The organism is Eisenbergiella massiliensis, assembly GCF_003435485.1.
In genome coordinates this window covers 101,271-114,576 of the sequence record NZ_QVLV01000007.1, presented here as the reverse complement: position 1 = coordinate 114,576, position 13,306 = coordinate 101,271, and the positions used below count along the sequence as shown (strand labels likewise).

Sequence of the window (13,306 nt, the reverse complement as noted above, 5' to 3'; positions counted from 1 at the left end):
TATGGTGATACAATATCTTTATGATACCATTTTGCGCAAAAGTATGCCAGGGAGCCGGAGTAATAAACGGCGCCGCTGTGTGGAAAGCGGAAAACCCGGGTAAGCAGGGTGGAGAAGGAAAAATAAAACGTAACTGTGAGACGCACAGTTACTTAAAAAATGATAAAAAGGAAACCAATGCATGAGTACAGAAAATAAAAACACGCCCGCGTCCCATGGCTTCGCCCAGTACGGACTATCCCTGCCAATCCTGGAGGCCCTGGATATGCTGGGCTATCACCATCCCACCGCAATCCAGCAGGAGGTTATCCCCCTTGTCCTGGCGGGTAAGAATGTGGTGGCGCGTTCCCGGACGGGAACCGGAAAAACAGCGGCCTTTGCAGTTCCCCTCTGCGAAATGGCCGTATGGGAAGAAAATTCTCCCCGCGCGCTTGTGCTGGAGCCGAGCCGTGAGCTGGCGGTGCAGGTGAGCCGGGAGCTGTTTCAAATCGGAAGGAAGAAGCGGCTGAAGGTACCGGCCGTATTCGGCGGGTTTCCCATAGATAAACAGATGCAGACCCTGAAACAGAAATCCCATATCGTTGTGGGAACGCCGGGCCGTGTCATGGATCTTGTCCGCCGCGGCAGCCTGCAGCTGTCAGGCATCACCCACCTGGTCATTGATGAAGCGGATCTTATGCTGGACATGGGCTTTTTGGAAGAGGTGGGAGAGATCATTTCCCTGCTGCCGGAAAACAGGAAAATCCTGCTCTTTTCAGCAACTCTGGAAAAACAGGTGCAGACCCTGATCGACAATTATGCAGCCGACGCTGTTTTTGTGGCGCAGGATCAGGAGGATGGCCCGCCGCCTTCCATCGGACAGGCGGCTTATGAGGTCACCGCAGAAAATAAGTATGAGATGTTCAAGAGGGTGTTAATGAAGGAAAACCCTGACAGCTGCATGATCTTCTGCGGCACCAGGGAAATGGTTAACGTACTGTTTCAGAAGCTGCGGCGGGACCGGATTTTCTGCGGCATGATTCATGGGGAAATGGAACAGAAGGAGCGGCTGAAAAATGTGGACGCATTCGGCCGCGGCGGCTTCCGGTACCTGATCGCCACCGACGTGGCGGCAAGGGGGATTGATTTTGAGAACATCGGCCTGGTGGTAAATTATGATTTCCCCACAGGAAAAGAAACCTATGTCCACCGGATAGGGCGGACCGGACGAAACGGGAAGGACGGCCGCGCCGTAAGCCTGGTTTCTGCACAGGAGAAGAAAATGCTGCAGAAGGTGGAGGAGTATACGGGAACGGCCCTTCCGGTTTTACAGGAGCTGATTGTGACGCAGGAGGAAGAAAAAGCCTTCTGGGCGCTGCAGCGCAGGAAATCTGCGCCCAAAGCAGGAAAAGGGGAGGCGCTTAACCGGGATATCATGAGGCTGTCCATCGGAGGCGGCAGAAAATCCAAAATGCGCACAGCGGACATCGTAGGGACCATATGCGCAGTTGACGGCATTACGGCAGAGGATATCGGTGTGATAGATATCCGGGAAAGCCTTACTTATGTGGAAATCCTCAACCGGAAGGGCCCGCTGGTCCTGGAACGGCTGCAGACGAAGCCCATCAAGGGAAAGGTGAGAAAAGTAAGAAAAACATCGGGTCAGGCAGGCGTCTGACCGATTAAAGCACTCGGATACGCAGAAGCGGGCAGTTCGGAGCAATTCTGAAAAGGCCCGCTATTCTTTTGCCGTAAAACGGAAGACACGGAATACAAATATACGCGCGCTCTCTTCCGTTTTTTTACAAAAAAGTAAAATCAGGGTACACAACCTTGAAATCGGGGTGTATGACCGCCCGCATCCGTTATTATATAATCTTCTTAAATGAAAGAACGTAACTGTAAAGGCATTTAACAGTTACGATTATGGGAAAAGGGGATGCGGATATGAAAAAATTATCGAAAGCAAAGAGCGGAGGGGGAATGATGGCGGTGCGCAGAGGCTGGAAACAGGAATTTTATCACAGCTGGCCGCTTTATCTGTTGCTTCTGCCAAGCATTATTCTGGCTGTTATTTTCTGCTATGCGCCTATGGGCGGCCTGGTGATGGCATTCCAGAATTATAAGCCCTGGCTGGGGATTCTGGATTCCGAATTCGTGGGACTGGAAAACTTCCGGCAGATTTTTGCCTTTAAGGAGTCCTATCAGGCAATCATCAATACGCTGATTATTGCCGTGAGCAAGATCGTCCTGGGTCTTGTCGTACCGATTGTCATGGGGCTTCTGCTCAATGAAGTCCATCATACGGGGCTGAAAAAAGGGATACAGACGCTTGTATATCTGCCCCACTTCCTTTCCTGGGTTACGGTGGCGGGGATGCTGAGGGATATCCTCAGCCTTGACGGCATTGTGAATGGTTTCCTGACAAAGCTTGGCATGGAACGGATATTTTTTCTGGGAGAGGCGGGGATGTTCCGGCAGATAGCGGTCATATCCGATCTCTGGAAGGGCTTCGGGTTCGGCATGATCGTTTATCTGGCGGCAATTTCCAATATCGACCAGAACCTGTATGAAGCGGCGGAGATGGACGGGGCAAACCGTTGGCAGCAGACGCTGCATATCACGCTTCCGGGGATAATGCCGATGATTATCGTCATGGCGACACTGAGCCTGGGAAATGTGCTGAATGCGGGCTTTGATCAGATTTTCAACCTGTATTCCCCGCTGACCTATTCCACCGGGGATATTATCGACACCTATGTTTACCGCCAGTCACTGGTGAACGGTCAGTACAGCTTCGGTACGGCGGTGGGGCTGTTCAAGTCCAGCATCAGCCTTGCCCTCACCGTGGTTTCTTACAGGATTGCCTACAAATACGCCGGCTACCGGATTTTCTAGGAGGGAGAGACTATTATGCGACGTACACATTTGAGCAGAAAAATATTTGTGCTGTGCAATACCATATTTCTGATTCTGGTAGCGCTTCTGTGCTTCCTGCCGTTAGTGAACCTGTTCGCTATTTCCCTCAGCGGGAAAAGTGCGGCCAACAGCGGGCTGGTCACCTTCTGGCCGGTGGATTTCACCACGCTTGCCTATATCAAAACCTTCCATAACAGCAATTTTATCCGTTCCCTGGTGATTTCCTTCCTGCGGACGGGGGCGGGGACGCTGTTTGGCATGTTTGTCATCACCACGGCCGGATATGCGCTGTCCAAGGAGTTCCGCGGCAGGACGGCGCTGATGTGGTTTTTTGTATTCACCATGCTTTTTGGCGGCGGGCTGATTCCCAGCTACCTTGTGAATACATCCCTGGGGCTGAAAAATAATTTCCTGGTTTATATCCTGCCGGGAGCGTTCAGCTGCTACAACCTGATATTGATTATGAATTTTTTCAAATCCATTCCCAGGGCGTTGGAAGAAGCCGCCCTGATAGACGGCGCCAGCTTTTTCAAGGTGCTGTGGAAAATATATCTGCCCCTTTCCAAGGCGGGCCTGGCTACCGTGGCGCTGTTTATCATGGTAGGAAACTGGAATGAATGGTTTACCGGTATCCTTTATATGTCGGATACCAAGAATTATCCGCTGGCGTCCTTCCTGCAGGTGATTGTGGTACAGGGGAACCAGCAGGATCTGGCGCTGGATCCCACCTCGGCGGCCGCCATGTCCGAGAGGACCATCAAGGCGGCGCAGGTATTTATCGGCGCGCTTCCCATTTTGCTGGTATATCCGTTCCTGCAGAAATATTTTGTGACAGGAATTGTTATGGGGGCGGTAAAGGAGTGAGCAATTCAGGGCAATTTCCAAACATGCTCTGAACCGGTTTACCGGATTCTGATTCCTCTTTCAGGAGGATTCACGATAAAATAAAAAGTGGAGGTAAGATATGGAAAAAAGAAAGGCATTGCTGACAATTGCGCTGGCAGCTGTTATGCTGGTTGGTGGCTGCGGAAAGGCGGCGGAAAGCACACAGGCCGCGGGCACGAAAAACGCGGAGGGGAGATACGACCCCGTGGTTACGATCAATATCGCAAAGCAGCTGGATGAAAATGCGGGCCGTTACGGGGACGGAGAGGATATCAATAAAAACCCCATGGTGGATCTGGCGGTGGAAAAGCTGGGCATTAAAATGGAAACTACGCTGCTGGGAGGGGATGCGAACAACTATGATACCAAGCTCCGCCTTGCGCTGACCGGTTCGGAGGAGCTGCCCGATGTATTTCCCGTATATGGGACACAGATGATCGCGGATATGATTGAATCCGGCCGCGTTAAAGCCATTGACGAGGATATTGAAAAATATATGCCGGACCGGCTGAAGGAAATCTACGACAAATACCCGCAGACCTTTTACCCGGTCACAAAGGATGGGAAGACCTATGGCCTTGCATGCGCTCCGGTTCTGACGGAGGGACAGGTCATGGTAATCCGGCAGGACTGGCTGGATAACCTGGGGCTGAAAGCGCCCGCTACTTTGGATGAGTTCGAAGCGGTAATCCGTGCCTTTACCGAGGAGGATCCTGACGGCAACGGGAAAAAAGACACCTATGGCTTTACCTATGAAGGCGACAGTATTTACAACAACGGCTGGGTGGCAGATCCGGTCATCCTGTTTTCCGCCAATTCCGGAAAATACATTCCCGGCAGCTGGCAGGAGGATGAAAACGGGGAGCTGGTTTACGGTTCTATAAATGAAGGAAACAGGGCTACACTGGAGCGTATGGCGCAGTGGCACGCCAACGGCTGGATTTTCCAGGAGGCTGCGGCTACCAGCGCATGGGATGCGATGACACAGTTCACGGAAGGCAAGGCTGGTATTTTTATCGGACGTCCCTGGGCCATTGATTCCGTTAAGGACGTGACCAGTGTGGCGCCGGAGGCGGTAATCAAGGCTTATCCCAATATCAGGCAGGAGAACGGGGAACCTACGTATCAGTCCGCACAGACCAATGACGGCTGGCTGATGTTCAATAAGGATTTCAACAATATGGAAGCCTTTTTCACTTATTATGACTGGCTTTATGATGTGGCCTTCGGCACCGGGGATTTCCAGTACGGCTTCCTGGAGGGCTGTGATTATGATATCGTGGACGGAGAAGTGGTGTTTGATTCCGCGTTGTTTGATCCGCCGGTCACAGATCCTTTCCTTCCCGGCAAGTCCACCGTACTGAAAAACTCACCTTCTCTGGACACCATGCAGGCCTATGCGGATATCAGTGAAGGAAAAGAAGCCGTATCCGGCGCGCAGATCAGAGCCAAGGCCAGCTTTGTCACCTCGCCGGCCACCTCGGAAGGGTATGTGGTGGCGTATGAGCATAAGGACGAGCTGATACCCAATCTGTTTAACGGAGAACCCACAGCTACCATGAAAAAGAACTGGGAACAGCTCCAGACCATGGAAAAGCAGGTGTATACCAATATTATTTATGGCAAGGAGCCTGTGGAAGCCTTTGATAAATTTGTGGAAGACTGGAAAGCCCAGGGCGGCGATGCGATTACCGAAGAAATTAATGAATGGTATCGTAATGTGAAAAAATAAGTTGTAATGCATGAAACAGGAATTGCCGGGAATCCCCCGGCAGTTTCTTGTGATCTGTCCGTTTGCCTGCCGCAGCTGGCGCCTGTTTTACAGGAAAAGGGAGAAGCTATGGAGAAAATCAAATCCATTTTCGTTATTTTTATTATTTTCCTATTTACGACAATGGCAAGCTTTGCGATTCTGTTCCGCTACAGCACCACGGCGCTGAAGGATTCGCTGATGCGGGTGGCCCGGATGCAGATGGTCTATACGAGCGCGCAGCTCAATCAGAAGGTCAGGGAGATCGAAATCGAGGCGGAGGGGATTCTTCACAGTGAGGATCTGAAGGCGCTGCACCTGACGCTGATGGAAGCCTATGATGCCTGGCAGTATGTGACAGACGCCAATCGCATGAAGGATTATCTGAAGAGCCGACAGAAAAGCAATGTGGGGATGGCTGAATTCATTTTATACTGGCCCGCTTCCGGCCGGATTATCAGTACGTTGAACATAGAAGGCGTGGAAGAGCAGGCGCTGGAGCTTACGGAGGATAACCTGTGGTTTCTCTACAGGGGCGAGGTGTACTATTCCAGAAAATATGTGACGGACTGGGATAAAAACGATGATGAACCCTTTCTGCTCATCCGTATGGAGCGGGACTATCTGTATAAAATCAAAAATATGGCTTCCGGCGTGCAGAACGGGGGCGCACTGCTCACCTTTTCTGACGGGGAGAGCCTGTTCTATGTCAATGAGGCGGAGCAGGCCCTTTTGAAAACGATGGAAGGACAGGCGCTGCCGCAGGAAAAAGCAGCCCAGAAGAAACAAACGGAAGAAATGGCTTATGAGGTGTCGATTGCCCAGGGGAAATACCAGCTGGTCACAGCGGCGCCCGCCCCTAATGGACTGCATCTTATCACCTATTATCCGCTGAAAGAGATGCTCAAGCCTGTCAACACGGTTACCTGGGTGACCGGCGCCCTGCTTCTTCTGCTGATGGGAATCGGCCTGGCCTTCCTGATTCTTTATTACCGGAATATCCTGCTGCAAATCAGAATCCTCACCGGAAAGCTGATGCAGGTGGAGAAAGGGGATTTTGATGCCAAAATCTCAGCTGTGGAGATGCCGCAGAACGAATTTTCCTATGTATTTGCACAATTTAACAGGATGGTAATGAGAATCCGCCAGCTGATTGCATCCATACTTAAGGAACAGCAGCTTCGGGACCAGGCCGAGCTACGGCAGCTTCAGCTGCAGATTAACCCGCATTTTCTTTCCAATAGCCTTTCTTACATCGTAACGGTGGCGGACAAGCCGGAGGCAGTTACCCAGATGGCGGTGCATCTGGCCAAGTATTACAGATATTGCACCCAGAATAAATCCATGGCCACGGTGGGTGAGGAGGTTTCGTATACCAGAGCCTATCTTTCCGTTATGGCCATGCGCAGGGATGTGGAGTATACAATTGATGTATCGGAAGCGCTTTACAGAGTACGGCTGATCCCGCTGCTGCTTCAGCCTCTGATTGAAAATGCGGTGAATCATGCCATTGAAGAAAGAGAAAATGCGAAGCATATCTATGTGAAAATATACCGGCTGCAGGGCCCGGAAATCCATTTTGAGGTTTCCGACGACGGCAACGGGATGACAGAGGAACAGATTGGGGATTTAATGAGCCGTCTTGCGGATAAGCAGCGGGATGAGGAATGGGGCGTGGGCCTGTGGAATGTGAACCAGAGACTGGTAAACTATTACGGCGCATCCGCGGGACTGCGCTTTGGAAAAAGTGTCTGGGGAGGTCTGCTGGTTTCCTTTGCCATTTTGCCGGAGGGAGAAGTATGAAGGTACTGATTGTTGATGACGAGATGTATATGGTTGATTATATCCGTAAGCTGATAGACTGGGAAAGCTATGGGTTTGATACGGTGCTGACGGCAAAGGGCGGTTCCCTGGCGCGGGATCTGCTGCTGGAGCACGAACCGGAGCTTTTGATTACGGATATCCGTATGCCCCGGGTTTCCGGCCTGGATTTATCTCAGATGACTGCGGAAAATAATGGCCGGACAAAGGTGATCATCATTTCCGGCTACAGTGATTTTACCTATGCCCGGCAGGCGCTGCGCTATGGAGTATCGGAATATCTGGTGAAGCCGGTATTAAAGCAGGATCTGGCGGAGGCGGTGGAACGGCTTGTACCGGAGATGACAGCGGAAGAAGTGCAGAAGGAAGGGGAAGAGGGCAGCTTTAAAAAGACGGATACCATCGCTTACATAAAAAAATACATCCGGGAGAACTATGGCAGGGATTTGTCGCTGGATGTCCTGGGAGAGGCAGCCCATCTGCATCCGGCATACCTGTCCCGGGTTTTTAAGGAGGCAACGCAGGAAAATCTTTCCGGCTACATAACCTCCGTCAGGATGGAAAAGGCGGCGCAGCTGCTTGAGGAAACGGATCTGCGGATTCACGAGGTGATGAAGCAAGTGGGTTATCAGAAAAGCCAGCATTTTGCCAAGCTGTTCCGGGAAAAATTCGGCGTGACGCCCACGGAATACAGACAGGGGCTGCGCGGTTTTGGCGGGGAAGGAAAATGTTAGGGCAGAGTTGAAAATTCATTCCTGCCGTCTGCGTGACCGGGAAGACATTTTGGTTTTTCCGCTGAGGCAGGTATTATTTTACCGGAATGATTATGGTCACCGTAAAAATCCCCTGTTCATGCCGTATTTCCAGCGTTCCTCCATATTTGTCCACAACAGCCCTCACACGGGCAAGGCCAAAACCATGTCTGCCCGGCTCCTCTTTTGTGGTATGGTAAACACCGCCGGAAAAGCGAAGCGGGCCGCAGTAGGAATTAACCGCCTGAAAACTGAAAAAGCCCTTGCTGCACCGTGTCCTGAGCTCCAGCAGACGCGACTGGGAATCAGGCACTTTTTCACAGGCTTCTATGGCGTTATCCAGTAGGTTGGCAAACAGGGAGCACAGATCGATATTGTCAAACGGAAGGCCTTCTGTAAGCTCGATGTGGAAAAAGGGTTCCAGTCCCTTTTCCAGGGCCAGGTTATATTTGGCATTCAGCATGGCGTTTACCAGGCCGTTTGTGCAGAAGCTCCTGCCAGTGACGGAGGCGGTCTGTGAAAGCCCGTCAAAATACTGCAGGGCCTCCTCTGTGTTCCCCTGCTTCAGGCAGGCGCCGATGGCGGTGAGATGGTTGTTCATATCGTGGCGCAGCCGCCTGATTTCCTGCTGGTTGTGTTCCAGCTCCTGATAATAATCCCGCTGGAGCCGCAGGTTTTCATTTTCCGCCGCCGTGCGGGTATTTTCCGCCATGCGCACGCTCAGCTCAAGAATTCCCATGTTTGTAAGCAGGTTGGCCAGAATGACGGGGAGACTGTAGGGTAACATGCTCCGTGACGCGGTAGTGACAATGTAAATCATGGAAAGCAGAGGAGTCAGGGATACCAGGTCCAGCAGTATGAGCGTCCCGGCGTTGAGATATTCCTTCACATAACGGAGCCTTTCCGCAAAAATGCGGGACATGAAAAACCAGAACAGGCAGGTGATTATGCTTCTGAATACGCCAAAGCCCATGAATTGATAACGGTTGGCCTGCGTATACACGGAAGGAAGCAGTGGTAGCATAAGGGCGGAAATAAGATAATTCAGGGAGCCGATAAAGGGGTACAGGATAAAGGCGGCGGAAAGCTTGTGAAGCAGGCTCCCTTCAAAGCCCGCAAGAAGAAGGAGAATAAGCCCCAGAAAGGCCAGGGTGATATTTATGGCATCCTGGCTGAGGATCACCGTATTTACCACTACGGACAGGCCAATATAGACAGCCGCCTTTACCAGGCGCTGTTTCCTGAGCGATACGAAAGCGCCGTTCAGGCGCTGGTAAAAACAGGTGGAAGTTAAAAACAGGATACCCATTATACTGTACATCAATAATACTGCAATTCTCATCTGACAAACCTTTCTGAACTTATACAGAGTTTCCGGTTTACCGGACGTCCAGCATTGCTCCGGCAAAGGCAATCAGGAACGCCTGCTTATGCGCCCTGCTCACAGGCAGCTTTTCACTGCCGATGACGGCGAAGGAATCCCCTGTCCGGGAAACCTGCCGGATATTCACAAGATAGCGTTGGTGGATTCTGACAAAATAGCCGGGAAGCTGGGATTGCAGGTCATTCAGCTTACCCCGGAAGCTTTTTTCCCCGCTGCAGGCAAAGGCTGTTATATATCTTCCTTCACTGCGGAAATACAGGGTATCCCGCAGGTTCAGCCGGCAGCTGCCTGCCCCCTGGGGGAGAAGATAAAAATCATTGTCCCCCTGCTGTATTTCTTCCAACGCCCTTGCCGTGATGTCCAGAAGCCGTTTTTCCTGATAGGGCTTCAGGATATAATGGAATGCCCTCACTTCATACCCCTGGAAGACATAATCGGGATAAGCCGTAACGAATATGAGAATCCCATGCTGGTCGATGGAACGTAGCTGCCTGGCGGTTTCCATCCCGTTCATCCCTTCCATCTCAATATCCAGGAATATCAGGTCAAAGTGGTATTTCCTGTATCCCTCACACAGCTTTTCCCCGGACTCATATTCCCACAGCTGACAGGGAACCGCCTGCAGCTCAAGCCAGGGTTCCAGAATATCCCGCAGCGCCCTGCGCGGTTTCTTTTCATCATCTGCAATCGCAATCTGAAGCATGGCATTCCCTCCCTTTTGATGTTCCATATTGTATCACATTCCCTTCCCCGAAAAAAGCGCACGGCTCAGTTTCCTCCAAAAATGACGGAATTCATGTCAGTTTTGACACATTCCCTCACTTTTGAAAACGCGGCTTCCCCTATAATAAAAGTGACCGGAGGGCTGACATACCGGGAAGAAAATCCAGGGGCAGGCCCGGGGACGGGAAGATAACTGTCCGGCCCTGAATGCCGGGACATCAAAGGAGGTAATTGAGATGCTGCGTGTGGAACATTTGTATAAAAATTATCAGATCGGCAGCCAGACCTATCCTGTGCTGCGGGATGTGTCTTTTGAGGTGGAGAAGGGGGAATTCGTGGCGGTTATGGGGCCATCGGGCTCAGGGAAGTCTACGCTCCTCAATTGTATCGCCTGCTACATACCTTTCCAGAAGGGGGAAATAGTTCTGGGAGGGCAGAATCTGGCGAGTCTGGATGCGGAGGGGCTGGCGGTGGTGAGAAACAGGAAGCTGGGCTTTGTGTTCCAGGATTTCTGCCTGCTGGACGGACTGTCGGTTAAGGATAATATTCTCCTTCCCAGGATTATCAGCGGACAGACGGAGGAGGCAATGGAGGAGGATGCGGCGCGCCTGTGCCGGATATTCGGCATTGAGCATATCAGGGATAAGTATCCGGCGGAAATATCCGGCGGGGAAAAACAGCGTACGGCTGTGGCGCGGGCGCTGATTAATTCGCCGCTCCTGATGCTGGCGGATGAGCCTACCGGAAATCTGGATTCCAAATCCAGCCGTACGGTGATACAGTCCTTTGAACGGGCCAGGGAGGAACTGGACACCACGATTTTTATGGTGACGCACGACAGCTTCGCTGCGTCCTTCTGTGACCGGGTAATCATTCTGAAGGATGGGGAAATTTTCAAAACGGCATATTGCAGCGGCAGCCACCGTGACTTCCAGAAGGAACTGCTGGAAATTATTGAAGAAATGGGGGAAGAGGGTGAAGAAAAGGAATGAAAAACCAGAGACAGATAAATAAAGAGCTGCGTTATTATAACCGGAAAAATTATTACCTGCTGTTTTTGTGCCTGTTTTTATCCGAACTGTTGATTACGGCTTATGCCGTTATGATGCAGTCGCCTACCGTGCTTACCATTCTGCCGGAGGGCGGGGATTCACGCAAGCAGGTGTCGATGATATTTTTTCTGGCTGTTTTTGGGTGCGGGGTATTTGTCGTGTATGCCGCGGCCCTGTTTTTAAAATACAAATCCAGGGAAACCGGGATTCTTATGGCGCTGGGCGCTTCCGCCAGGCAGCTTGGGGCGAGGCTGCTGCGGGAGCTGCTGTTGGTTTCGGGCATTTCCTTTTTGGGCGGCATGGTGCTGGGGACGCCGCTCGCCTTTTGTATCTGGAAGCTTTTCTGTATTTTCCTGGTAAATACGGATGAAACTTCTTTTTCCATTGGGGTGCAAGCTTATGGGATTTCTGTCTGTTATGCGCTGGTATGTATGGTTCTTCTGATTTTTATGGGGATCCTTTTTATCAGGCAGACGGATGTGATTGCCATTGTCCATAATGAGAGAAAGTGTGAGCCTGTCAGGGATGTGAAGCCATGGTATGGCTGGGCGGGGATCCTTCTCATGATCCTGGGGGGAGTCTGCGGATATATGACGCCGACGCTCTGTCTCCGCCTGCTGAACTGGTATTGCCCGGCGTGGATCAATGTGACCTATCTTCCCTTGTTTGTCGGGCTTTACATGCTTCTTCTGTATATTGTTGTCCATGGAAGAAAAAAAGGGAAGAAGCGCTGGCGGGATATTATTACCGGCAGCATGATGAAGTTCCAGGGGCGGCAGACGGTGAACAGCATGCTGGTAATAACGGTTTTGCTTGCCGGCGCGTATTTTGCGGCGTTTTATACGCCAATGATGCTGTCTGGCTCGCAGAAAGCCATTGATGAGAGGCCCATAGATTTCCTTTTCCCCTACAGGCAGGATCAGGATATGCTTACGGAAGAGGAGATAAAGGCGCTTGCAGAAAGCTATCAGGTGGAAATTACAGAATACAGCACATATCCTCTGGCGGTGCTTGCCCACGACGGCAGTACGCAGATCATGGACAGCAGGCAGAATTTCCACTATGAGTACAGGGAGCTGGTGGGGGAGGGGAACTACCTTCCGGCTTCGGAGTTTAACCGGATAGCGAAGCAGGATATTGAGGTATCGGAAGGAACCTGCCGGGCGGTCATCGGAGAGGACGGGGGCAACGCGTTCTGGCTCGCCAACGACACAACCATGCTTACCAATCCGGTGACGGGAAAAACGCTGGGGATTTCCTTCGGCGGATATGTCTGTGACAATATGCTTTCCGGAAAATATTATGTGCTCAATGACGAAGATTATATGAAAATATCGGAAGGGCTTACAGATGAGTGGCGTGAGCGGCTGGTGGCCTTTAATGTGGCGGATGTAGACGGCTCCTATGGGTTTGCACAGGAATTATACAGGCAGATTGTTGCCTGTACGGGCAGTGATTGCCAGGTCACAAGAATGGACGACAGGATTTATGACAGGCAGGCCCGTGCGGGCAGCTTTGGGGAATATGAAGACAGCGGCTCTGACATTACGATTAGCTTTAAGGAATATCAGTCCTTTTATTTTAAGCAGTTCTGGAAATATGCGCCCATGTTCCGTATATTGGATAAAACGGACTTCCTGTCCACCTATGCCGTATTTTTAATGCTGTTTTTATTTATTTCCCTGATCTGCTTTGCGGCTGTTTTCATTATTATATATACCAGATGCATGACCATTGCCATGAACAGCCGTCTGGTTTACGAGGATTTAAAGCACCTGGGCGCGGGGCATGACTTTTTAATCAATTCTGTCAGGGGGCAGGTGGGAAAGGTATTCAAAGCGCCTGCGGCGGTGGGAACCGTGGCAATCTATCTGTTTTACTGCCTGATTCTTTACATGAACGACGGCGGGCGCTTTACGCCCGGTGAGCTGGCGGGGCTTGGAAGCTGCGCAGCTGTTGTGGGCGTGGTTACGCTCTGTATCTGGGGCTTTTACAGATTTGTCCTGAAGCGGGTATGCGAAAAGCTGGAAATCAGGTAAAA

Annotated in this window: 10 protein-coding genes; 8 read left to right on the top strand and 2 right to left on the bottom strand. The window is 51.3% G+C overall.

What is annotated here, in order from left to right; translation table 11 throughout:
- Nucleotides 1-181: 181 nt before the first annotated feature.
- The 6 genes from DXC51_RS11940 to DXC51_RS11915 all read left to right on the top strand — a co-directional run bounded on the left by DXC51_RS11940 (nucleotide 182) and on the right by DXC51_RS11915 (nucleotide 8,088).
- Nucleotides 182-1,657, top strand: coding sequence for a DEAD/DEAH box helicase (locus DXC51_RS11940; protein WP_117544660.1), 1,476 nt, complete (start codon nucleotides 182-184; stop codon nucleotides 1,655-1,657).
- Between the two features lie 269 nt (nucleotides 1,658-1,926).
- Entirely contained in the window at nucleotides 1,927-2,877 is a 951-nt protein-coding gene (locus DXC51_RS11935) for an ABC transporter permease (protein WP_117544733.1), read from the top strand.
- Nucleotides 2,878-2,892: 15 nt separating this feature from the next.
- Entirely contained in the window at nucleotides 2,893-3,762 is an 870-nt protein-coding gene (locus DXC51_RS11930) for a carbohydrate ABC transporter permease (RefSeq protein ID WP_025491409.1), read from the top strand.
- Nucleotides 3,763-3,862: 100 nt separating this feature from the next.
- Complete coding sequence (locus DXC51_RS11925; protein ID WP_102289554.1) at nucleotides 3,863-5,515, top strand: type 2 periplasmic-binding domain-containing protein; 1,653 nt, start codon at nucleotides 3,863-3,865, stop codon at nucleotides 5,513-5,515.
- A 108-nt stretch (nucleotides 5,516-5,623) separates the two neighbouring features.
- Nucleotides 5,624-7,336 (top strand): sensor histidine kinase, encoded by a 1,713-nt coding sequence (locus DXC51_RS11920; protein ID WP_181970097.1) that lies wholly within the window; start codon nucleotides 5,624-5,626, stop codon nucleotides 7,334-7,336.
- Complete coding sequence (locus tag DXC51_RS11915; RefSeq protein WP_021639882.1) at nucleotides 7,333-8,088, top strand: response regulator transcription factor; 756 nt, start codon at nucleotides 7,333-7,335, stop codon at nucleotides 8,086-8,088. Before DXC51_RS11920 ends, DXC51_RS11915 begins: the two co-directional genes overlap by 4 nt.
- A 73-nt stretch (nucleotides 8,089-8,161) precedes the next feature.
- Here the strand turns inward: DXC51_RS11915 and DXC51_RS11910 are convergent, their stop codons facing one another.
- Together DXC51_RS11910 and DXC51_RS11905 are read right to left on the bottom strand one after the other, a co-directional pair.
- Nucleotides 8,162-9,448 carry a sensor histidine kinase gene (locus tag DXC51_RS11910; RefSeq protein ID WP_117544658.1) on the bottom strand — a complete coding sequence of 429 codons (1,287 nt, stop codon included), beginning with the start codon at nucleotides 9,446-9,448 and terminating at the stop codon, nucleotides 8,162-8,164.
- A 37-nt stretch (nucleotides 9,449-9,485) separates the two neighbouring features.
- Nucleotides 9,486-10,220, bottom strand: coding sequence for a LytR/AlgR family response regulator transcription factor (locus DXC51_RS11905; RefSeq protein WP_243003186.1), 735 nt, complete (start codon nucleotides 10,218-10,220; stop codon nucleotides 9,486-9,488).
- A 229-nt stretch (nucleotides 10,221-10,449) separates the two neighbouring features.
- Between DXC51_RS11905 and DXC51_RS11900 the strand changes: the two genes are divergently transcribed.
- Both DXC51_RS11900 and DXC51_RS11895 read left to right on the top strand, forming a co-directional pair.
- Complete coding sequence (locus DXC51_RS11900; RefSeq protein ID WP_117544656.1) at nucleotides 10,450-11,205, top strand: ABC transporter ATP-binding protein; 756 nt, start codon at nucleotides 10,450-10,452, stop codon at nucleotides 11,203-11,205.
- Nucleotides 11,202-13,304 (top strand): FtsX-like permease family protein, encoded by a 2,103-nt coding sequence (locus DXC51_RS11895; RefSeq protein WP_117544655.1) that lies wholly within the window; start codon nucleotides 11,202-11,204, stop codon nucleotides 13,302-13,304. Before DXC51_RS11900 ends, DXC51_RS11895 begins: the two co-directional genes overlap by 4 nt.
- The last annotated feature ends 2 nt before the right edge of the window (nucleotides 13,305-13,306 follow it).